Raw genomic sequence first — 20,201 nt, 5'->3', positions numbered from 1 at the left:
TTGTCAGTGACGGACGGCAAGCTGGATCCAGCGCCACCGCTGTGCGGCGGCGTGGAACCGCTGACCCTTGTGGCGCTGTAGCGCCGCAGCCGAGCCGAACCGGGAGAGCCGCCCACCGCCCTCGCGGAGGCGGAGCGAGTGCTGGCCGCGGCGGCGTTGTCGAAGCAGGATCCGGTGCGTTCGCAGCCTTGCCGCAGGTCCAACTCCCGTATCTCATCGCGGAATTCGGCTGAGGTGTACTCGCTGCCGCGATCACTGTGTATGACGCATCCGGGGCGGAGTTCCGCCCGGCCGTGGGTCATCTTCAGGGCGTCCACGACGAGGGAAGCGCGGTGATGGTCGGCCATCGCGTAACCGACGACCTCGCGGGTGGCCAGGTCCAGCCAGCAGGCGAGGTAGAGCCGGCCCCCGGCGGTGATGCTGAGAGGTTTGACCTCAAGTTAAGTAGAGGTCGCAGAGTGGGTGTTCTCCTGTAGATCTACCGGAAGGAACGGGCATGCGCGCCGTCGTGCTGCACGAGTTCGGACCCGCTGAGAACCTCCGCTATGAGACTGTGCCCGACCCCGTACCAGGACCGGGCGAGGTCCGCGTCTTGGTGAGGGCCACGGGAGTCCACCAGATCGAGACGGCGATGCGGGAAGGGCTGGAGATCGGTCCGCCGCTTCCCCGACTTCCGGCGATTTTCGGAGGAGAGGTGGCCGGCGTCGTCGAGTCGGTCGGGCCGGACGTGGACGAGGCCTGGATCGGCGCCAAGGTGGTGACCGCGCACGGCAGGCCGGGGGGCTACGCCGAACTGGCCGTCGCCGACGTCTCGTCCCTGCACCGGATACCGGCCGGACTGGGGTACGAGGCCGCCGTCACCATGGTCGTCACCGGCACCACCACCATCGGCCTGCTCGACATCGCAGAGCTCACCTCCGGTGACGTGGTCCTGGTCACCTCCGCGGCCGGTGGCGTCGGCCGTCTGGTCGTCCGGTTCGCCCGCCGCCTCGGCGCCACGGTCATCGGCGCGGCGGGCGGACCGGACAAGACGGCAGCCGTGCGAGAGCTGGGAGCCGACATCGCTGTCGACTACAACCTGCCGGACTGGGCGGGCACCGTACGCGACGCCTTGGACGGGCGCGGAGTCACGGTCGTTCTGGACGGTGTCGAGGGCGACAAGGGGCGGGCCGCCTTCGGGCTGCTGGCCGAGGGCGGGCGCTACATCACCATCGGCGCGGCCTCGCGGGAGGAGTTCCGCCCCGATGAGGCGGAGTTGAAGGAGCGCGGCGTGACCTTCACCGACGCACTGGCCCGGCTGTTGGAGGGCCAGGACGCGCCCGCCGACGAGGCCCGCGCGCTCGCGGCGGCCGCCGACGGCAGTCTGGTGCCCGCCTACCAGACCTTCCCCCTGTCACAGGCCGCTGCGGCGCACGCCGCCCTGGAGACGCGGGCTACAACAGGCAAGGTCGTCCTCGTTCCCGACGCGCACTCGTGAGGGTACGGACGGCGTCGGTCCAGTCAGTGCCGCGATGGCGGCGCCAATACGGCTAGGACCCGCCATGCCTGTGCCTTTCGTAGTGCGCTTCGGTAGAGCGATCGCGTCTGGCGGCCCGGTGTGAGCTGAGAAAGGCGGTAGCGTGATCGACATGACGGCTGGAGGCGAGAGGGCGGACGGCGAACCACTGGCCGGCGGCATGGTGAACGTGGGGGCGGTCTTCCGACGGGGTGCGCTGGTGGACCGCCCGGCTCCACACAACGCGCACGCCCTCCACGCTCACCTCCTCGCGCTGAGGGAGCAAGGCTTCGACGCGGCTCCGAGCCCCGTCCGTCTCACCGCCGACGGTCGCGAGCAGCTGACCTTCATCCCCGGCGATGTGGCTCTGCCACCCTTCCCACGCTGGGTGATGACGGACACCGCCCTCGAATCGGTGGGGAACCTGCTGCGACGCCTGCATGAGGCCAGCGCCACCATCGCGGTCGACTCCCGCGTCGAGTGGCCGCGGGACCTGGCCGATCCGGAGGGGGGAACGATGCTGTGCCACAACGACGTGTGCCCGGAGAACGTCGTCTTCCGCGACGGCCGGGCCGCTGCCCTGATCGATTTCGACCTGGCGGCCCCGGGCCGCCCCCTCTGGGACGTCGCCATGACCGCCCGCTACTGGGTACCCATGCTCGATCCCGCATCCGCGACCGCCTTCTACCCCACTGGGCTGGATGCGCCCGCACGGCTGCGAATGCTCGCCGACAGCTACGGCCTCTCGCCGCAGGAACGCGCCGAGTTGCCCGGAGTCATCGAACAGGCCACCGGGACCTGCCGGGCGTTCGTAGCCGGCCGCGTGGCCGACGGTGACCCCGTCTATCTCCAGGCGCTGGCCGAGCGTGGTGGATGGGAACGCTGGGACCGCATGCAGACCTGGCTGGCGGCCCACCGCGAGACATTCACGGCCGCCTTGCTGAACTGATCCGCTCGAACTTTAGTGATCGTTTAACCTCCATGGCCCCGCCCCACGCGCAGTCCCGCTCCCCGCTGTGCGCCGCGGCCGTGGCGGCAAGATGAGCGGGGCTCCCGTCCCGGTTCCTGTAGGGCGGGGACCATTCCCGGTATGCGGTGGTAGGACGGGGCTGTAATCAACACTGCGGACAGCAGTCAGAGCGCGGGCCGAACGAGGGGGCCGCGAGAGGGAGTTGGGCATGGCGGCGGAGAACATCGATGATGTCGTGGACGGGCTTGCCGGGATCGTGCGGGAGGCCGGTCGCGCCGGTGACCGGGTCGGGTACTTCGCGGCGCTGTACCGACAGGTGACCGTTGAGGTCCGCACGGCCATTCACGGTGGACTGTTCGACGACGGCGCCCGAATGGACCGTTTCGACACGCACTTCGGCAACCGCTACTTCGAGGCGTACGACGCCTGGCGTCGTGACCGGAGCGGGCCGCGTTGCTGGCGGAAGGCGTTCGGGCTGCTCGACGACGCCGACACCGTCATCGTCCAGCACCTGATCCTCGGCGTGAACGCGCACATCAACCTCGACCTGGCCATCGCCGCCGCGCGGACCAGCCCGGGCGAGGCCATCCACGCGCTACGGCGCGACTTTCTGCTGATCAACGACATCCTTGCGCGGGTGGCGCTGGCGGTGCAGGACTCGGTCGGCGCCCTGTCGCCGCTCCTGTCGCTGCTGGATCAGGTCGGCGCCCGCACCGACGAGCGGATCCTCGACTTCAGTGTCCGTCGGTCCCGCGAGGAGGCGTGGTACAACGCCGTCCTGCTTGCCGGCCAGAACGAACAGGAGCGCGAAGCCACCATCGAGCGGCTCGACATCCGGGCCGCCGTGCTCGCACGGTTGGTGGCGCGACCGGGCGGCCTCGTCCGGCCGGCCCTGCAGCTGATCCGGAGCACCGAGAGCGACGACGTGCCGGCCGTCATCACTCATCTGGACAACGCCGTGGAGTGACCCTCCGCCCGGTAGGGGACGGGGCGAGGCCCGGTGGATTGACTGTCCGGAATCCCACGCGAAGAGAGGCGCCGGTTTCCCGGCGCCGCCCGCGCGGCGTCGCCCCGCACTACCCAGCAGTCCAGTTCGTCGTATGTACCGGGCAGTGGGTTCTGGCCGGCTGGAACTTTCGTCCCCCTTCAGCCCTTGGCGTGCGCCTGTTCCGGCTCGTGGGTCTGCGGGAGGTCGCGTTCGCGGCGCATCGGGCTCATGGCAAGGATGAGCCAGCTGGGTGCGACGATGCCGGTCATGATCCACATGGCCGGCCGGTACCCGACGGCGTCGCCGAGTACGCCGCCGAGCAGGGATCCGAGCGGGATGGTGCTGTGGTTGATCATCATGGCCGTCGCCACGACCCGGCCGAGCATGTGTGGCGGGCAGTAGGTCTGCCGGAAGCTGCCGACCACGATGTTGGCCACGGAGATGCCGATCCCGACGAGGAAGGCTCCCATCGCGAACAGCAGCAGTCCCGGTCCCGCCGTGGTCATCGGAAGGAGCAGTACGAACGGCGCGGTGGCGGCCTGTAGGAGAAGAAGCCCGCGCCCGGTGCCGAACCGTCGGCTGACCCGGGTGGCCACCAGCGCGCCCACGATGCCGCCGGTGCTGCCGCTGGTCAGCAGCAGCCCGACCATGGCCGGGTTCAGCCCGACGGTGCGGACCAGGAACACGACTTGGACCGCCTGGTAGCCCATCAGCGCCATGTTGATCACGGCGCCCCAGGTGACCATCGGCCGCAGGTACCGGTCCCGGCCCACGAAGCGAAGTCCTTCGATGATCTGCCGTCGGAGGGAAGCGCGTTCCTCGTCGTCCAGAGCGTGGTCCGGCTCGACCACGCTGATTCGCTTCAGGCAGAGCGCGGAGACCAGGAACGTCACCGCGTCGGCCACGAGCGCGGTGACCGCGCCGAACGCCTGGGCGAGCAGCCCCGCCACTCCCGGACCGGCGACCTGGGTGACGGCCTCGCTGCCCTGCAGTTTGGCGTTGCCTTCCAGGAGGTCGCGACCGTCGAGCACGATCCTGATGTACGAGTGGTAGGCGGTGTTGAAGCACACCGCCGCAGTACCGCAGGTCAACGCGACGACGACCAGGTGCTGAAAGGTGAGCGCGTCGAGCCACGCCGCCAGCGGAATGCTCACCAGCGCCGCGACGGCCACCAGATCGCACGCGATCATCAGCGGCCGTTTGTGCAACCGGTCCACCCATGCGCCTACCGGCAGACCCAGCAGCAGCCAGGGCAGCCACACCGCCCCGGCGAGCAGGCCGACGGCGGTGGAGCCGGCGTCCAGCGCCACGACCGCGATCAGCGGCAAGGCCACCACGGTGATGCTGTTACCCAGGCCACTCACGGTCTCGCCTACCCAGAGCAGGCGAAAATCCGGTCGGGCGAATACTCCCCAGCGCGTTCGGGGCCGGTCCGGCATGTCATTCGTCGGGTCCACCCGAGGCATCATCCCGTGATCCCTTACAACTACAACCTGCCGTGAGGGTTGAGCAGTTGGGCTGACGGATGGGAGCAGATGAAGCCCGTAGGGACACATGCTTCGCTGGCTGTGACCGTCAAAGGCGGCTGTCTCTCCGCGACCTGAGTGTGACTCAAGTAGTGCTGTCCGAGGGCGTTTCGGGTTTTGTGTGGAGGATCTCGCGGGCCTGTTCGGCGGCGCGGGCGGTGCTCTCGGAGACGAAGTCGAGGAAGCGGGCGATGTTCTCCAGGCGGGTGGCGGCCGGGGTGCCGGGGCCGAGGACGCCGACGCCCTGCCGTGCGGTCTCGACGATCTGGGCGAGAGACCGGGCGCTGGCCACCGTCGTCTCGTACCAGATGTCGTCGTCGACGACGTAGCGCTCGCGGCGGCGTTCGCCTTGTTCCCGGCGGACGAAGGCCTGGCTCTCGAGGAACGTGATCGCTTTGGAGATGGACGCCGGGCTGACCTGTAGACGCTGGACGAGTTCGGACGCGGTGAGGCTGCCGGTGTCGGTGAGGGTGAGGCAGACCATCACCCGGGCCGTCATCGCGGTCATGCCCGAAGCCATCATGACGGTGGTGAACATCTCCTCGTACTCGCGCACTGCCTCGGCGTCGCGTCCGTGGGCCTGCTCGGATGCCTCCGCCCCCCGGGGCGCGGCCCGCCTGCGCCGGTGGGTGCGGCGTTCGGTGGCGCGGTGGGCCAGGTCGGCGCGGTAGGCGGTGGGGCCGCCGTTGCGCATCACCTCGCGCGTGATCGTCGAGGTCGGGCGCTCGAGGCGTCGGGCGATCTCCGCGTAGGCGAGGCCGTCGGCCAGTCCCAGCGCGATCTGCTGGCGTTCGGGCTGGGTGAGTCTGCCTCCCGGCATCGCGGTCTCCTTCATCGTGCTCCCTGGGTGTCTCCAGGATAGCGTTCACGCTCATCCATTGCAATGATCAGGTGACTACTGTTGCATTAATCGCGAAGGTCATTGCAACAATTTTCTAGCTTTCACCTGCAGAATTGCCGATTCTGCGCAACGATTATCTTGCTAGATCCGTAAATGCAACGTAGCTTTTCCGTCATCGGAAAAAGCGAGCCGAAGGAGAGCGCGATACAGACGGAAGTCTCCGCCGCTCCGGACACCGACACCCCCTACGACCGGATTCACAACGCGCTGGGGAACACCGACGGCGCTGCCGCCCAGCTCGACATCCACGAGACCACCGCCTACGGCGACATCACCGACCGCCGCCTGCAAAAGCACCCAACCCTCCGGAAGGACGCCGCCATGAAGTCGCCGCTTTCAAACAAGTCCGAAGTGGCGACTCTGGCAGGCCCCGGCCCGATCGCCTCCTTCATCCGATTCGTGATCTTCGGTGGCGGCGTCGGAGTCCTGTGTAGCTTCGCAGTGCCGCTGTTGGCCATGACCATGCCCTGGGCGGTCTCGAACGCGATCATCACCGTCGCCTCCACCCTGCTGTGCACCGAACTCCACGCCCGCTTCACCTTCGCCAAAGGGCGCAGCGCCGGATGGCGAGAGCACTGGCAGTCCGCGGGCTCGGCGACCGCCGCCTATCTGACGACCAGCGTCGCCGTTCACGTCCTGTATCTGGCGCAGCCGTCCCCCGGCACGCTGACTGAGCAGATCGTCTACCTCGGCGCCTCCGGCCTCGCCGGCGCAGGCCGCTTCATCATCCTGCGCCTCTACGTCTTCGCCGGCCGCCGCGGCCAGACCGCACGACCGCTGATGAAGCAGGAGGCGGTGGCCGTGCCCGACCCGAGGGGAGCGCGACAGCCATCGTGCACGAGTTGGCCCAACGGGCCGCGGCCACAACTGGCGGCGTGAGCCGCACGTTCCCGTCGGATTCCTGCCAGCCGCGGCCCGGGGCCGGCTGGTTGAGTGATCCGCATGACGCAGAACCACATCCTCCGTGACCGGGCCCTCGCCTTCCGTTCCCGCCATATCCCCGGGCGTCCGCTCGTCCTGCCGAACGCCTGGGACGCCACGAGCGCCCGCATCGTCGAGGATGCGGGTGCCGCCGCGGTGGCGACCACGAGCGCGGGGCTGGCCTGGGCACTGGGGGCGGCGGACGGTGACCGGCTGGACCGCGACCGGGCCCTTGGCGCCGTTGCACGCATCGCCGAGGTGGTCCGGGTGCCGGTGACCGCCGACATCGAGAGCGGCTACGCGCGGGGCTCGGTCGGCATCGGTGACACGATCCGCGCGGTGATCGCGGCGGGCGTGGTCGGTGTGAACATCGAGGACGCGCTGTACGGGAGCGGCGAGGGCCCGCTGCGGCCGGTGGCCGAACAGGCCGAGCGCCTCGCCGCCGCCCGCGAGGCCGCCGACGCGGCGGGGGTGTCGCTGTTCGTGAACGCCCGGATCGACACCTTCCTCAGGGGTGCCGGGGGAGTGGACCTCACCCTGGAACGGGCAGCCGCCTTCCTCGCCGCGGGCGCCGACGGGATCTTCGTCCCCGGGGTCGTCGACCCGGTGACCGTGAAGGCGCTCGCCGAGGGCATCGACGCTCCGCTCAACGTGATGGCGGGCCCCGGAGCACCGCCCGTCGCCGAGTTGGCCGCCCTCGGCGTCGCGCGCGTGAGCATCGGGTCGGGCATTTCCCAGGCAGTGCATGCCGTGGTCCGCCGTGCCGCGCGGGAGCTGCTGAGCGCGGGGACCTACGAGTCGCTGGCCGGAGGGCTCGACTACGGCGAGCTCAACGCGTTGCTGGGAAGCGGGCGTTAGTCAGCCCAGCTGAGAACGGGTACGGCCACCGCGTGATCATCGGGAGTTGTGTGGACTCCTGGAGATCGTGCGTTGGCCGCAGGCCATAGCGTGGAACCTGCCCGCCGGCGGGTTGTGTTCGACCAGGTCATGGCCCGGATCGCGGGGCGGTTCAGGCGAGTTGAGCCGATCGGCCAGCCGACCGCTCCTGCGGTCAGGGCTGGTCGTACCAGGCAAACGCTGTGATCCGCCAGCCCTCTGAGGTGCGGACGAACTGGATGGTCTTGGTCCCGGCCTCCTCGAACGGCTCACCATCCAAGATCCCGGACTTGCGGTACTCGCTGAACCGCGACGCGATATCGCCCGCGATCTCTGTCCGTTCGGAGGTCTCCCACTCGAAGAACTCGACCAGCCGACCGTCGGTCAGCAGCCGCCGGCGAGGCTCGATGAACTCTTCCACGGTGTAGACCGTGAACTCCGGGCCGGTCTTGACGATCACACCCCCTGGAATCACCAGTCGGCGGATCCGGGCCACATCGGGGGCCCTGCCGCCCCGGTTGTCAAAGGCCTCGAAGAACTCGGCGGTCACCACGTCTATCTCGATCTTGGACATGGCGCGACGGTAACAGTGTCCCTGACCTGCAATGCCGGTTACTTAGCGTGTTACCGCAGGTGGCGGGGGCTGGGGAGCGAGTCTGTAAGGGTTTTAGCTCTGTGAACTCTGCCCCGATTTGGGTGGTTGTCCGGCGAAAGCCCCACGCGGCAACGGAGTTCCCCATAGACAGGAGATCGACCAAGATCCTTCTGTCGCACGAGGAACTCCGTTGGATGCTCAGGGTCGCACCCTGCCCGCAACAACCAGGCAGCATGACCGGATACGGCGACGGACCGGCCGTAAGCGGTATTTGTCGGCTTCGAGGCGACGGGCCAGGGCGCCGGTGTCGGTGCTGTCCCGAGCTGTCCTCCCGGCGGTGGTGGAAGGGACGGCCGCGTCAGCGCCGCTGGAAGGCGCGGTTCAGGACGTCGCGGGTGACCGCCAGCCCGAGCCGGTGCCCGTGCTCGGAGGCGAAGCGGTAATGCACGCCGGCCCAGATTCGCGCCTCCAGGAGTTCGGCTGTCGCCGCCTGAAGGCTGTCGTAGTGGCGGGTCGTGCCGGAGGCGGGGCTGTACGCGGCGAACGTGAGGTCGTCACGGCCGAAGAACGACCCCAGGGCCGTCGTGACCGCCGTGGTGAAACAGGCGTGGCCCGACGGGTACTCCGGCGACGGGGCGGTGACCCGCAGCGGCGTCCAGTCCGGGTCGGGATCGGTGGCCGCGTTGCCGTCGGTGCCGGCGAGCGGAATGGCTGTCACGGGGCGCCAGAAGTTCCAGTGCGCCTTGGCCTTGTAGCAGGCGATCAGGGTGTCGGCGGAGGCCACGTACACCATGGCGAGCAGCCGGGCCGTCCGGAGGCTGCTGAGGCGGTGCGCGCCGGCGAGTTGCCGGGTGATCGACCATTCGACCATCCGGGGGTCGTCCCACCAGATCGCCGCCTCGGTCTGGTCCTCGGTGCGGACGGTGCTGGTGGCCGCGCCGAGGCTCTTGACCTCGTTCAGGTCGCGGGCCCAGGCGGCGCCGGTCAGGGCCGGCGGGGGCTTGACCCGGTAGGCGCCGGCGTCGGGGACGACGAACGGCTTCAGGTTCGGCACCCAGGCGCCGACGTTGACGTAGCCGGGCGGGGTGAGCCGGTATTCGCCCGGCTCGGTGCCGACGGTCCACGGCGCGGTGGGGTCGAAGCCGTCGTCACGGCGGCTCTCGGTCATCGCCGCGGCGGCGGCCCTGCCGACGGCCACCCCGCCGTCCTCGGCGCGGCCGTCGGGGATCGCGGCCAGCGCCTCGTCGTACCGGGCGTTCAGCGACTCGGCCTGCCCGGGGAAGAGCCACAGCAGCGTGTCGTGGGCGGCCGCGGCGACCGCCGAGGCGGGCGAGTCCCCGGGGCGGCTGCGGGGCGCGCTGACCAGGGGCTCGTACGGACGGCCGGCGACGGCGTTGACCGCGTCGTACACGGCGCCCTGCACGATGGCGAAGCTGCGGGTGCTGGTGGTGGGCGACTGCTTGGCGGTGTCGTAGATGGCGGTCTGGGCGTGGATGTTCCAGGCGATGACGGGATTGCCCGGGGCGGCCTCCACGCCGCTGTGTGCCTCGGCGGTGGTGGCCGTCAGTGGGACGGTCAGGGCGAGTGCGGTGAGGACCGCGATACGGCGTAACCCTCTGAATGATCCGGCGAGCGGGCGTTGTGTCACGAGACCCCCATGGGCTTGTCGGTGACAGATTGTCCGAGCCTATAGGCAGGGGTCAGTTTTGTCGTTACATCGACAATCCGACGGGGTTCACACCCGGATGTCCGTCACCTCGGCGACGAATGCGCGGGCTCCGGCCGGGAGCACTCGGCCGGAGCGCCCTCCGGGCGGGCCGGTCGGCCGTGGTGGCGAGGTCGGTCGCCGGGACGGAGGGCACGGGCAGGAAGTCCGGGCGCCTCTGGGCGCGGTCGGCGCGAAGCGATGGCGGAGAGCAGGGGGCGATGCGCAGACGCAGAACCCTCGCCCATGCCACCCGCGCCGAGTCTGCCCAGCAGGGCGTACGGGCCGATCCGCCGAGGATCCGTATCGCGCAGCGCCTGCATCCCGTACCCCCCTGATCGCTCCTGCGATGCGTACGGCTGCCGAGCCGAGCGTATCTGCTGAGTGTGCGTCAGGGCAGGGGGGCGACCAGAGACCCGCCTCAGCCGGTCACGGTGAACCCTGCCAGGTACCGCAAGACCAGGCCGAGCCTCAGCCGTTGCGCAGCTCCTGCACGATCGGCTCCCACACCTCGGCGTCGATGTCGTACGCGGTGTAGAACGACACCCGGTCGACCAGCGCCCCGTACCTCCGGCGGATCTCCGCGGCCACCCGATCCGGCTCCGCCACCACCGCGAAGGTGTGCAGCACCTCGTCGTCGACCAGCCGCCCCATCTCCGCCCACTTGTCCTCGCGGGAGGACTTCGACAACGCGTGCAGTTCGTCGCCCAGTTCGCCCCAGCCGTGCAGTTCCAGGACGCCCCGGTACGCGGGAGTGCTGCCGTAGAAGGCGATCTGGCGCCGGGTGCCGTTCACGGCGCGGGCCATCTCCTCCTCCGTACGGCCCGTCGCGGTCAGCAGGAGATGGGAGATGGAGAAGTCGCCACGTGTACGGCCGGACTTGGCCAGGCCGGTCTCGACGGTCGGGACGGTGACCTCCCGTAGATACCGCTCGGTGGTGAAGCCGTGGGCGAGGAGCCCGTCCGCCACCTCCCCGGCGACCCGGGTCATCGACTCCCCGACGGCGGCCACGAAGACCTTCGGAGCGCCGGCGGGAGCGGGCGGGGGAGAGAAGAAGGGGGACATGAGGGTGTGCGAGTAGAAGTCGCCCTGGAAGTCGAGCTTCTCGCCCTCGTTCCAGGCCGCCCAGATGGCCCGCAGCGCGCACACGTACTCCCGCATACGGGCCGCAGGCCGGCTCCAGGGCATCGAGAAGCGGCGCTCGATGTGCGGCTTGATCTGGCTGCCGAGGCCGAGCGTGAAGCGCCCGCCGGAGTAGGCCTGCAAGTCGTGTGCGGTGTACGCGAGTTGCATGGGAGAGCGGGCGAACGCCACCGCGATCGCCGTACCGACCTCGAGCCGGTCGGTGTGCTCGGCCGCGAGCAGCAGCGGCAGGAACGGGTCGTGCTTGGACTCCGAGGCCCACAGACCGTCGTAACCCGCCTTCTCGTGGTGCAGGGCCTCCTCGACCACCTCGGCGGTGCCCCACACGTTCAGCTTGCCGTCCACCTTCATGCGGATTCTCCAACTCTGTCCAAACCGATGCGCCGCGCGAGCAGTTCCCGGTGGTACGCCGGGTCGCCGAACAGCAGTTGTGAAGTCTTCGCCCGCTTCAGATACAGGTGGGCCGGGTGCTCCCACGTGAAGCCGATACCGCCGTGCACCTGGATGTTCTGCTCCGTCGCCTGCAGACAGGTGTCGGAGCAGAACGCCTTGGCCAGGCTCGCCGCTGCGGGGAGTTCCGGGTCCCCGCTCTCGGCCGCGAGCAGCGCGTAGTGCGCGGCGGCCCGCGCCGACTCCACCTCCAGCAATACGTCGGCCAGGAGATGCTTCATCGCCTGGAAGGAGCCGATGGGCCGCCCGAACTGATGCCGTACCTTGGCGTACTCCACCGCCATGTCGAGCGCGCGCCCCGCGGCCCCCACCTGTTCGGCCGCCAACGCCACCGCGGCATGGTCGAGCACCTCCGACACCAGGTCCCAGCCGTCGCCGTGCGTACGCAGCCTGGTCGCCCGTACGTCGTGGTAGTCGAGGCGTGCCTGTCGGCGGGTCGGGTCCATCGTGGGCAGGGGTTCACGGGTGAGCCCGGCCGCGTCGCCGTCCACCCAGAAGACGCCGATGCCGTCGCCGGTACGGGCCACGGTGAGTACGACATCCGCGGTGGCGCCGTCGAGGACGAACATCTTCTGCCCGGTCAGCAGCCAACTCCCTTTGGATTCACGGGCAGTGAGCCGGACGCCTTCGGCATCCCAGCGCGCCGAGTCCTCGGTCAGCGCCAGAGTCGCGACCAGTTCACCGGCGGCGAGCCCCGGCAGCAGCCGCTTGCGGGCCTCCTCGTCAGCGCAGCGCAGCGCGGCGGTGGTCGCCAGGACGGCGGAGGCGAGGAACGGCGTGCAGGTCAGCGCCCGGCCCAACTCCTCCATCACGACGCCCACTTCGACCGGCCCGCAGCCCGCGCCCCCGTACTCCTCGGGGATCGCGAGCCCCTGAAGACCCAGCTCCGAGCCCATCCGCCGCCACACCGCCCGGTCGAAGCCCTCCGGCGTCTCCATCAGCCGCCGTATTTCGGTCTCGGGTGAGGTGTCCGCCAGGAACGCCCGTACGGTGCGCCGCAGTTCCTCCTGCTCGTCGCTGAACGCGAAGTCCATGTGTGACCGTTCCTCTCCGGTTCAGCGGCCGGCGCGCGCCGCGATGATCTTCTCGACGATCGCGATGTGGTCCGGTGCGTGCATGCTGTCCCGCTCGGCGAGCAGGGCCGGTTCCAGTACGGCGGCGATGGCCTGCTCCAGATGCAGGTTCACCGCCCGCTTGGTCTCCCGCAGCGCCTGGCCGGGCAGCTTGGCCAGCCGCCCGGCGAGATCCATGGCCTCGGCCATGAGCTTGTCGTCCGGCACGACACGGTTGGCGATGCCCAGCCGGACCGCCTCCTGAGGGGACACGCGGTCGCCGAGGAACAGCAGCTCCTTGGCCCGGGCGAGGCCCACGAGCAGTGGCAGTACGAGCGCGCCGCCGTCCCCCGCGACCAGGCCGACCTGGACATGCGGATCCGCGATATGTGCGCCCTCGGCGATCAGCACCAGGTCGCTGAGCAGGGCCAGGCTGCACCCGAGGCCGACCGCGGGCCCGTTCACCGCCGCGATGACCGGGAGCGGGCAGCGGACCATGCCCAGGATGATCCGCCGGGCCTCGTCGACGTTCTGCTCGCGGAAGGCGGCATCCCGCTGGACCCGGGTCATGATGTCGAAGTTGCCTCCGGCGCTGAACGCCCGGCCGCGCCCGGTGAGTACCACCACCCGCGCCTCCGGATCGGCCGCGACCTCGTCCCACACCGACGCGAGTCCCGAATGCAGCTCCTCGCTCATCGAGTTGAGCTGGTCCGGCCGGTTCAGCTCGATCAACCGGACCGGCCCGCGGGCCGTCACCACCAGATCCGTCATCGCCACCGCCATCAGCCAGGAGAGAGTCATCAATGAGTCAGTAGAGTTGAATGCTATAACTAATTAAGCTGACTGGGAACCGTCACGGTGATCGACCGCGGAGGACGCGCATGCCGGAGCAGGAGTACGAGACCGTACGAGCCGAGGTGGCGGACCGCGTTCTCACCGTCACGCTCAACCGGCCGGAGAAGCTGAACGCCTTCAACCCGCAGATGATGCGGGACCTCATCGACGTACTGGACTCCGCGGACGCCGACGACGACGTACGGGTGATCGTCGTGACCGGCGCCGGACGGGGCTTCTGCGCGGGCGCCGACGTCAGCTCCGGCGGCGGCTCCTTCGACCACCGCAGGGCAGGCGCCTGGCATCGCGACACCGGCGGTCAGGTGGCCCTGCGGCTGTTCTCCTGCACCAAGCCGGTCATCGCCGCGATCAACGGCCCCGCGGCGGGCGTGGGCGCGAGCATGACGCTGCCGATGGACATCCGACTGGCGTCCGCCTCCGCGAAGTTCGGCTTCGTCTTCGCGCGTCGCGGCATCGTGCCGGAGTCGGCCGCGAGCTGGTTCCTGCCACGGGCCGTGGGCATGCAGCGGGCCATGGAGTGGGTGGCCACGGGCCGCGTCTTCGGCCCCGACGAGGCGCTGGCGGCCGGGCTCGTCCGCTCCGTCCACCCGCCGGAGGAGCTGCTCCCGGCGGCGTACGAACTCGCCCGCGAGATCGCCGAGAACACCTCCGCGATCTCCGTCGCCCTGTCGCGCCAGATGATGTGGCGGATGCTCGGCGAGCCCCACCCCATGACCGCGCACCGGCTCGACTCGCGGATCATGAGCCAGATCGGCGGCGGCCCGGACCCCACAGAGGGCATCGAGTCCTTCCTCGCCAAGCGCCCACCCGAGTTCCCGGGCCGGGTGAGCAAGGACATGCCACCGGTCTACCCCTGGTGGCAGGACGAGGAGTTCCGCCCCCTCGGGGAGCAGGAAGGGGAGACCGAATGACGGACTTCGACTACATCGTCGTGGGCGCGGGCTCGGCGGGCTGCGTACTCGCCAACCGCCTCTCCGAGGACCCGAAGACGACCGTGCTGCTGATCGAGGCCGGGGGCAGGGACTCCAGCCCGCTGATCAAGATGCCCAAAGGGTTCGGCAAGCTGCTCGGGGATCCCCGGTTCACCTGGCACTACCCCGTCGAGCCGGTGGGCCCGAGCCGTCGCGTCGAGCAGTGGGCCCGGGGCAAGGCGCTCGGCGGATCGAGCTCGGTCAACGGCATGGTCTACAACCGCGGTGACCGCGCCGACTACGACGAACTGGAGCGGCTCGGCAACCCCGGCTGGGGCTGGGACACGATGCTGCCGGTCTTCAAGCGGATCGAGAACAACGAACTCGGCGCCTCGGACGCCCGCGGAGCCGGCGGACCGCTGCACATCTCCACCGCGTCGGAGCGGGAACCGCTCTGCGAGGAGGCCATCGCGTCCGGAACCGGGCTCGGTTGGACACATACGGACGACCTCAACGCCAGCGACGACGAACGCATCGGCTATGCCATGGCCACCATCAAGAAGGGGCAGCGGTTCAGCGCCGCGCGCGCTTTCCTGCACCCGGTCGAGGACCGTACGAACCTGACGGTGGCCGTGGACACCGAGGTCACCAAGGTCCTGATCGAGAACGGCAGGGCCGTCGGCGTACGCACCCGGCACAACGGACAGGAGGCCGACGTCCGCGCCCGGCGCGAAGTGATCCTGTCCGCGGGCAGTATCGCCACGCCGAAGATCCTCCAGCTGTCGGGCATCGGTCCGGCCGAGACGCTGAAGGCGGCGGGCGTCGACGTCCTGGTCGACAGTCCGCACGTGGGCGGCAGGCTGCGCGAACACCGCTGCTTCGTCGTTCAGTACCGGCTGACGGACAACCTCGGCTACAACAAGGCGCTCAGCAGCCCGCTGCGGCAGGCCCTCTCCGGAGTGAAGTACCTGACGCGACGCCGGGGACCGCTGGCCGCACCGGCCTTCGACGTGATCGCCTTCTTCAAGACACGACCCGAACTTCCGCGCCCCGACGCACAGTTGCTGATAGCGCCGGTCTCCCTGGCGCCGGAGGTCCCCGGCAAGGAGACCGAGGTCGAGTCCGAGCCCGGTGTGATGGGCCTCGGATACATCCTGCGGCCCACCGCCGAAGGAAGCCTGCGCATCACCTCGGACGACCCCGAGGCGCCGCTCGCCATCACGCCGAACTACTACGGCTCCGAGCACGACCGCACGGTGGGCACGGCTCTCTTCCGCAGAATGCGGGAGCTCTTCGAGGCCGAACCGATCGCCGGCCGGATCCGGTCGGAAACCCTGCCGGGGCCGGGCGTACAGGACGACCAGGAGATCATCGACGCCGGGCTCGACCACGGCCGTTGCGGCTACCACGCCGTCGGCACCTGCGCGATGGGGCCGGCCGAGGAGGACGTCGTCGACTCGCAGCTGCGGGTGCGCGGTGTGGAGGCGCTGCGGGTCGTCGACTGCTCGGTGATGCCGACCATGGTGTCCGGCAATCTCAACGGACCGATCATGGCCATGGCCTGGCGAGCTTCGGACTTCATCCTCGAGCGGGGGTGAGAGGGGGCGCGATGCACGGATACCGCGCCGTGCCGGAAGTGGCGAATGCGGCGGATCCGACAGCTGGTCCGATGGCGGATCCGACGGCGGAGATATGGCCGAAACATTGTCGTAGTCTCCCCGAAGTGTTACGGTCCCGACGGCGGTCATTCAGTTGAATGCGCTATATCATTCATCGCCCGGACGGTGACCATGAACGATGGTCTGTACGAGTCTCTTCGTGGTGTCGAATGGGGTGTCGCCACCGCCGACAGTGTCGCGGCGCCCCAGCCCCCGCCGGACAGCGGCGGGCACTTCCAGCAGTGGACCGATGACATCCACCAGCTGGTCGGAGCCGATGCGAAGACGTACAGGGCGGTCGCGGGCTGGCCGCAACTCCAGCCCGACGGCCCCGGCAGTTGGGACCGCGCAGCCCTGGACCGCTGCGACCGCACGCTCGACTCCCTGCTCGCGCAGGGCCTGCGGCCCGGCCTCACCCTGCTCAACCTCGCGCTGCCGCCCTGGCTGGAGGCCTCCGGGGGGTGGCTGGAGCGCGGCACCGCGCAGTACTTCGCCGAGTACGCCGCCGAGATGGGCCGCCGCTTCGGCGACCGGGTCACCCGCTGGATCACCTCCACCGACCTGGCGCGCCCCTCGCTCGCGGATCGCGTGGCCGGAATGTACTGCGCCGACCGCCGCGCCGGCATGGCGGGCATGCCCGCGGTCCACCATGTGCTGCTGGCCAACGGGCTCGCGACCCAGGCGCTCCGGGCGGTCGGCGTGAGCAGTCGCATCGGGACCACGGTCACGCTCGTCGGCGGACATGCGGCCACCGACGACCCGTACGACCGCCTCGCCGTGGAGCGTCTGGAGAGCTGGACCAACCGCCTCTTCCTCGACCCGTTGCTCCTCGGCGAGCACATGGTCACCGAGGACGACCTCTCGCCGATCGAGGCGACCGGCTGCGTACGCCCCGGCGACCTGGAGACCATCGCCACCGCACAGGACCTGCTGGGCCTGTCCTGGACCTCGCCCTTCCGCGTCACGGCACCCGAGAACCTGGCCCGAGTGCTTCCGGCCATGATCCGATTCCGCGCCCTCAACGAGGTGAACCGGCTGCTCGTGGGTCTCGGATTCGCGGTGATCCCCTTCGAGGACGTACAGACGACCGCATACGGCTGGCCCATCGTCCCCGAGGCACTCGCCGACGCCGTCGCGGGCCTGCACGACCTGTACGCAGAACTCCTGCCGCCCCTGTCCATCGTCGACAACGGCATGGGCGATCTGGACCTGGTCGACGACGAGGGACGCTGCGACGATGCCCGGCGCCGGGCCCTGCTGCGGGCCAAACTCACCTGGTTGGGCGGCGTGATCGCGCGGGGCGTCGATGTGCACGGCTACGAGTACTGGTCGGTGCTCGACGACCTGGAAGCGAAGTTCCGCTACAGCCGGCTCTACGCCATGGCCGTACCGGACCACGAACTTCCGCCGCAGCCGCCGATCCCCTCGGACTGGGTGCGCACCAAGACGTCCGGCGGGGCGGACGGTGCCTGTCGGCACCCGGCCGGTCTCGCCCTGGTGCCGTCCGCCGCTGCTCGCGCTCAGAGCGTCGTGGCCCCGTAGTCCTTGCCGCGGATCAGCCGCACGGGGGTGTAGACGAGCACGTCCTCGTCGCGCTGGTTGCGTACGGTGATCCGGCTGGTCACGACGCCGCGGCCGGGCTTGCTCGACGGGCGGGACTCCGTGGTCTCCACGACTGCGTAGAGCGTGTCCCCGACGTACACAGGCCCGCGCACGGTCAGTTCCATGTGCATGAAGGCCAGGCCGGTGCCGTGCAGCACGTTCGTCTGCAGGACAAGACCTTCGGCGATGCAGTAGGTCAGCCCGCCCGGGACGAGCCGTCCCGTGTAACCGCCCTCCGCGGCGTGCGTGGCGTCCCAGAAGAGCGGCTCGTTGAAGCCGCCCCAGGTGATGAAGTTGACCAGATCGGTCTCGGTGATGGTGCGGCGGGCGGTCCGGAAGATCTGGCCCTTCGGCATGTCCTCGTAGGTCAACCCCTTTACCAGCGGGGGGATTTCGGTGGTCGCGGCAGTGGCGGTGGTGTGCTCGGACGTCATCGCGGGCTCCTCATGCATCCATGGGTCACGTAGTCACGTAGGTCAGAGATCGATCGGGTGCTTGTCGGCCACACCCTCGAAGTCCGGGGCGCGCTTCTCCCGGTGGGCGGCCAGACCTTCCGCGACCTCGTGCCCGCCGAATCCGAAGAACTCCAGGCCGAGCGAGGCTTCGAAGATCGGCTGGGCCGTGCGGTACCAGTGGTTGAGGGACCGCTTCGTCCAGCTGATGGCGCTGGCGGAACCGGCCGCGAGGGTCGTCGCGATGCGCAGGCCCTCGGCGTGCACCTGCTCGTCGTCCACGCACTTGGAGACCAGACCGATGCGCTCGGCCTCTGCACCCGTGAGTGCCTCGCAGGTCAGCAGGTAATACTTGGCCTTGGCCATCCCGCACAGCAGCGGCCAGCAGATCGCCGCGTGGTCACCGGCCGCGACCCCGAGCCGGGTGTGCCCGTCGACGATCTTCGCCTTGCGCCCGGCGACGGAGATGTCGGCCAGCATGCCGATGACCAGGCCCGCGCCCACGGCCGGACCGTGGATCGCGGAGACCACCGGCTTGGAGCAGTTGATCACCCCGTACACCATGTCCCGGGCCTCCCGCATCACCCGGGCGCGTACCGAGTACTCCTCGGTCAACGCCTCGATGGAGTCGAAGGTCCCACCCGCCGAGAACGCCTTGCCGGCGCCCTGGACCAGCACCGCGCGTGTCTCCTCGTCCCGGTCGATCACCGGCCAGATGTCGGCCAGTTCGCCGTGCATCCGCGGATCGACCGCGTTGAGATTCGGGCCGTCCAGCACGATGCGGAGGACACCGGGCGCGGGCCGCTCGAAGGTCAGGCTCGTGAACGCGTCATAGCGGTCGGTCACATCGCACCCCTGGTTGATTCAGTACCGGCTCATTCAGTGTGGATACTATAATTATCTAACTGTATCGTGGATGGGTAGCACGCGGGCAACACCGGGGAGCGAGCAGCACCGGGGACGGGAAGGCGCGCCATGGATCTCACCTTCGGCTTCGGCGAGGAGCAGGACGAACTGCGCAAGGTCGTCCGCTCCTTCCTCGCCAGACACTCCACCGAGGCCGACGTACGCCGCCTGGCAGCCGACCCGAAGGGCTACGACCGGGTCGTATGGCGACGGATGGCCACGGAACTCGGGCTCCAAGGGCTCGCCATCCCCGAGGAGTACGGCGGTTCGGGCTTCGGTTACGCCGAACTCGGCATCGTCTTCGAGGAGACGGGCCGCGCCCTGCTCTGCGCCCCCTACTTCGCCACCGTGGCCCTGGCCGCCGAGGCACTCCTGCACTGCGACGACGAAGCGGCCCGCCACGACTACCTGCCGGGCATCGCCTCCGGCGACACCATGGCCACCCTCGCCCTGACCGAGGCGGACGGCCGCTGGGACGAGCCGGGCATCCGGCTCAACGCCTCTGAGACGGGCGGGAGTTGGCAGCTGACCGGTATGAAGACGTACGTCCCCGACGGACACCTCGCCGATCTGCTGCTGGTCGCCGCCCGCACGCCCTCCGGCGTCAGCCTCTTCGCCGTCGACGGCAAGGCACCGGGCATCACCCGCACCGCGCTCCCCACCCTCGACCAGACCCGCAAGCAGGCACAGCTCGACTTCGCCGACACCCCCGCCCGGCTGCTGGGCACCGACGGCACGGCCTGGCCGGCGATCGAGCGCGCCCTCGCCACCGCCTCCGTACTCCTGGCCGCCGAACAGGTCGGGGGAGCCGCCGCCGCGCTGGACGCCGCCGTGGCGTACGCCAAGATCCGCGTCCAGTACGGGCGGGCCATCGGCTCGTTCCAGGGGATCAAGCACAAGTGCGCGGACATGCTGGCCGAGATCGAGTCGGCCCGCTCGGCGGCGTACGGCGGGCTGTGGGCGCTCGACGCGGGGGACGAGGCCGAGATCGCGATCGCCGCGGCCCTCGCCCAGGCCTTCTGCTCGGAGGCGTACGCCGTGGTCGCGAGCGAGAACATCCAGGTGCACGGCGGGATCGGCTTCACCTGGGAGCACCCGGCCCACCTGTACCTCAAGCGGGCCAAGAGCTCCGAGGTGCTGCTCGGCACGCCCTCGTACCACCGGGAGCTGCTCGCCACCCGGCTCGGCATCTGAA

The 20,201-nt window shown here is 69.7% G+C and carries 19 protein-coding genes; 9 read left to right on the top strand and 10 right to left on the bottom strand.

The features are described 5' to 3' along the window. The coding region (locus IEZ21_RS33140) for a DDE-type integrase/transposase/recombinase (RefSeq protein WP_246568390.1) at positions 1 to 377 on the bottom strand (377 nt) is incomplete at its 3' end. A gap of 119 nt (positions 378 to 496) precedes the next feature. Between IEZ21_RS33140 and IEZ21_RS33135 the strand changes: the two genes are divergently transcribed. The 3 genes from IEZ21_RS33135 (at position 497) to IEZ21_RS33125 (ending at position 3,432) form a co-directional block, all read left to right on the top strand. Continuing rightward, entirely contained in the window at positions 497 to 1,477 is a 981-nt protein-coding gene (locus tag IEZ21_RS33135) for a zinc-binding dehydrogenase (protein WP_189325512.1), read from the top strand. 151 nt (positions 1,478 to 1,628) lie between these two features. Beyond that, complete coding sequence (locus tag IEZ21_RS33130; protein WP_189325511.1) at positions 1,629 to 2,444, top strand: phosphotransferase; 816 nt, start codon at positions 1,629 to 1,631, stop codon at positions 2,442 to 2,444. Between the two features lie 229 nt (positions 2,445 to 2,673). Beyond that, positions 2,674 to 3,432, top strand: a complete 759-nt coding sequence (locus tag IEZ21_RS33125; protein ID WP_189325510.1) for a DUF5995 family protein — start codon at positions 2,674 to 2,676, stop codon at positions 3,430 to 3,432. Between the two features lie 179 nt (positions 3,433 to 3,611). On the opposite strand, the gene IEZ21_RS33120 is transcribed toward IEZ21_RS33125, so the two are convergent. Together IEZ21_RS33120 and IEZ21_RS33115 are read right to left on the bottom strand one after the other, a co-directional pair. Beyond that, positions 3,612 to 4,892: an MFS transporter gene (locus tag IEZ21_RS33120; RefSeq protein ID WP_281399630.1), complete on the bottom strand. Its 1,281-nt coding sequence runs from the start codon at positions 4,890 to 4,892 to the stop codon at positions 3,612 to 3,614. A 172-nt stretch (positions 4,893 to 5,064) separates the two neighbouring features. Beyond that, positions 5,065 to 5,799, bottom strand: a complete 735-nt coding sequence (locus IEZ21_RS33115; protein WP_189325508.1) for a helix-turn-helix domain-containing protein — start codon at positions 5,797 to 5,799, stop codon at positions 5,065 to 5,067. Between the two features lie 402 nt (positions 5,800 to 6,201). Between IEZ21_RS33115 and IEZ21_RS33110 the strand changes: the two genes are divergently transcribed. Both IEZ21_RS33110 and IEZ21_RS33105 read left to right on the top strand, forming a co-directional pair. After that, the gene (locus IEZ21_RS33110) at positions 6,202 to 6,759 is read left to right on the top strand and encodes a GtrA family protein (protein WP_246568388.1); all 558 of its coding nucleotides are present in this window, start codon (positions 6,202 to 6,204) and stop codon (positions 6,757 to 6,759) included. A gap of 63 nt (positions 6,760 to 6,822) precedes the next feature. Next, positions 6,823 to 7,659, top strand: coding sequence for an isocitrate lyase/PEP mutase family protein (locus IEZ21_RS33105; RefSeq protein ID WP_189325507.1), 837 nt, complete (start codon positions 6,823 to 6,825; stop codon positions 7,657 to 7,659). A gap of 193 nt (positions 7,660 to 7,852) precedes the next feature. On the opposite strand, the gene IEZ21_RS33100 is transcribed toward IEZ21_RS33105, so the two are convergent. The 5 genes from IEZ21_RS33100 to IEZ21_RS33080 form a co-directional block, all read right to left on the bottom strand. Beyond that, entirely contained in the window at positions 7,853 to 8,251 is a 399-nt protein-coding gene (locus IEZ21_RS33100; RefSeq protein WP_189325506.1) for a nuclear transport factor 2 family protein, read from the bottom strand. 379 nt (positions 8,252 to 8,630) lie between these two features. Beyond that, positions 8,631 to 9,920, bottom strand: coding sequence for a vanadium-dependent haloperoxidase (locus tag IEZ21_RS33095; RefSeq protein ID WP_189325505.1), 1,290 nt, complete (start codon positions 9,918 to 9,920; stop codon positions 8,631 to 8,633). A gap of 528 nt (positions 9,921 to 10,448) precedes the next feature. Beyond that, positions 10,449 to 11,471: an LLM class F420-dependent oxidoreductase gene (locus IEZ21_RS33090; protein ID WP_189325504.1), complete on the bottom strand. Its 1,023-nt coding sequence runs from the start codon at positions 11,469 to 11,471 to the stop codon at positions 10,449 to 10,451. Further along, entirely contained in the window at positions 11,468 to 12,604 is a 1,137-nt protein-coding gene (locus tag IEZ21_RS33085; RefSeq protein ID WP_189325503.1) for an acyl-CoA dehydrogenase family protein, read from the bottom strand. The genes IEZ21_RS33090 and IEZ21_RS33085 overlap by 4 nt, the downstream gene beginning before the upstream one ends. A 21-nt stretch (positions 12,605 to 12,625) precedes the next feature. After that, positions 12,626 to 13,423, bottom strand: a complete 798-nt coding sequence (locus IEZ21_RS33080) for an enoyl-CoA hydratase/isomerase family protein (protein WP_246568373.1) — start codon at positions 13,421 to 13,423, stop codon at positions 12,626 to 12,628. Between the two features lie 80 nt (positions 13,424 to 13,503). Here IEZ21_RS33080 and IEZ21_RS33075 point away from each other — a divergent pair, with 80 nt between their 5' ends. From IEZ21_RS33075 to IEZ21_RS33065, 3 genes are all read left to right on the top strand, one after another. Beyond that, the gene (locus IEZ21_RS33075) at positions 13,504 to 14,388 is read left to right on the top strand and encodes a crotonase/enoyl-CoA hydratase family protein (RefSeq protein WP_189325502.1); all 885 of its coding nucleotides are present in this window, start codon (positions 13,504 to 13,506) and stop codon (positions 14,386 to 14,388) included. Further along, positions 14,385 to 15,986 carry a GMC family oxidoreductase gene (locus IEZ21_RS33070; protein WP_189325501.1) on the top strand — a complete coding sequence of 534 codons (1,602 nt, stop codon included), beginning with the start codon at positions 14,385 to 14,387 and terminating at the stop codon, positions 15,984 to 15,986. The genes IEZ21_RS33075 and IEZ21_RS33070 overlap by 4 nt, the downstream gene beginning before the upstream one ends. 192 nt (positions 15,987 to 16,178) lie before the next feature. Beyond that, positions 16,179 to 17,588: a family 1 glycosylhydrolase gene (locus IEZ21_RS33065; RefSeq protein WP_189325500.1), complete on the top strand. Its 1,410-nt coding sequence runs from the start codon at positions 16,179 to 16,181 to the stop codon at positions 17,586 to 17,588. On the opposite strand, the gene IEZ21_RS33060 is transcribed toward IEZ21_RS33065, so the two are convergent. Then, the gene (locus IEZ21_RS33060) at positions 17,567 to 18,082 is read right to left on the bottom strand and encodes a MaoC family dehydratase (RefSeq protein ID WP_189325499.1); all 516 of its coding nucleotides are present in this window, start codon (positions 18,080 to 18,082) and stop codon (positions 17,567 to 17,569) included. The genes IEZ21_RS33065 and IEZ21_RS33060 overlap by 22 nt on opposite strands. 42 nt (positions 18,083 to 18,124) lie before the next feature. Continuing rightward, positions 18,125 to 18,946, bottom strand: coding sequence for an enoyl-CoA hydratase/isomerase family protein (locus IEZ21_RS33055; RefSeq protein WP_033318432.1), 822 nt, complete (start codon positions 18,944 to 18,946; stop codon positions 18,125 to 18,127). A 129-nt stretch (positions 18,947 to 19,075) separates the two neighbouring features. Between IEZ21_RS33055 and IEZ21_RS33050 the strand changes: the two genes are divergently transcribed. Further along, positions 19,076 to 20,200: an acyl-CoA dehydrogenase family protein gene (locus IEZ21_RS33050; protein WP_189325498.1), complete on the top strand. Its 1,125-nt coding sequence runs from the start codon at positions 19,076 to 19,078 to the stop codon at positions 20,198 to 20,200. Position 20,201: the final 1 nt, after the last annotated feature.

This window comes from Streptomyces flaveus (genome assembly GCF_014647675.1).
Classification (GTDB): Bacteria; Actinomycetota; Actinomycetes; order Streptomycetales; family Streptomycetaceae; genus Streptomyces; species Streptomyces flaveus.
Note: the sequence above shows the minus strand (reverse complement) of the source record. Positions and strands in the feature narration are given on the sequence as shown.

Excerpts from the sequence above, each read along its gene's own strand:
- IEZ21_RS33050 (WP_189325498.1), top strand. The coding sequence starts at position 19,076 with ATGGATCTCACCTTCGGCTTCGGCGAGGAGCAGGACGAACTGCGCAAG.
- IEZ21_RS33130 (WP_189325511.1), top strand. The coding sequence starts at position 1,629 with ATGACGGCTGGAGGCGAGAGGGCGGACGGCGAACCACTGGCCGGCGGC.
- IEZ21_RS33090 (WP_189325504.1), bottom strand. The coding sequence starts at position 11,471 with ATGAAGGTGGACGGCAAGCTGAACGTGTGGGGCACCGCCGAGGTGGTC.
- IEZ21_RS33075 (WP_189325502.1), top strand. The coding sequence starts at position 13,504 with ATGCCGGAGCAGGAGTACGAGACCGTACGAGCCGAGGTGGCGGACCGC.
- IEZ21_RS33120 (WP_281399630.1), bottom strand. The coding sequence starts at position 4,892 with ATGCCGGACCGGCCCCGAACGCGCTGGGGAGTATTCGCCCGACCGGAT.
- IEZ21_RS33070 (WP_189325501.1), top strand. The coding sequence starts at position 14,385 with ATGACGGACTTCGACTACATCGTCGTGGGCGCGGGCTCGGCGGGCTGC.
- IEZ21_RS33105 (WP_189325507.1), top strand. The coding sequence starts at position 6,823 with ATGACGCAGAACCACATCCTCCGTGACCGGGCCCTCGCCTTCCGTTCC.
- IEZ21_RS33085 (WP_189325503.1), bottom strand. The coding sequence starts at position 12,604 with ATGGACTTCGCGTTCAGCGACGAGCAGGAGGAACTGCGGCGCACCGTA.
- IEZ21_RS33115 (WP_189325508.1), bottom strand. The coding sequence starts at position 5,799 with ATGCCGGGAGGCAGACTCACCCAGCCCGAACGCCAGCAGATCGCGCTG.
- IEZ21_RS33110 (WP_246568388.1), top strand. The coding sequence starts at position 6,202 with ATGAAGTCGCCGCTTTCAAACAAGTCCGAAGTGGCGACTCTGGCAGGC.
- IEZ21_RS33100 (WP_189325506.1), bottom strand. The coding sequence starts at position 8,251 with ATGTCCAAGATCGAGATAGACGTGGTGACCGCCGAGTTCTTCGAGGCC.
- IEZ21_RS33060 (WP_189325499.1), bottom strand. The coding sequence starts at position 18,082 with ATGACGTCCGAGCACACCACCGCCACTGCCGCGACCACCGAAATCCCC.
- IEZ21_RS33080 (WP_246568373.1), bottom strand. The coding sequence starts at position 13,423 with ATGACTCTCTCCTGGCTGATGGCGGTGGCGATGACGGATCTGGTGGTG.
- IEZ21_RS33065 (WP_189325500.1), top strand. The coding sequence starts at position 16,179 with ATGAACGATGGTCTGTACGAGTCTCTTCGTGGTGTCGAATGGGGTGTC.
- IEZ21_RS33125 (WP_189325510.1), top strand. The coding sequence starts at position 2,674 with ATGGCGGCGGAGAACATCGATGATGTCGTGGACGGGCTTGCCGGGATC.
- IEZ21_RS33135 (WP_189325512.1), top strand. The coding sequence starts at position 497 with ATGCGCGCCGTCGTGCTGCACGAGTTCGGACCCGCTGAGAACCTCCGC.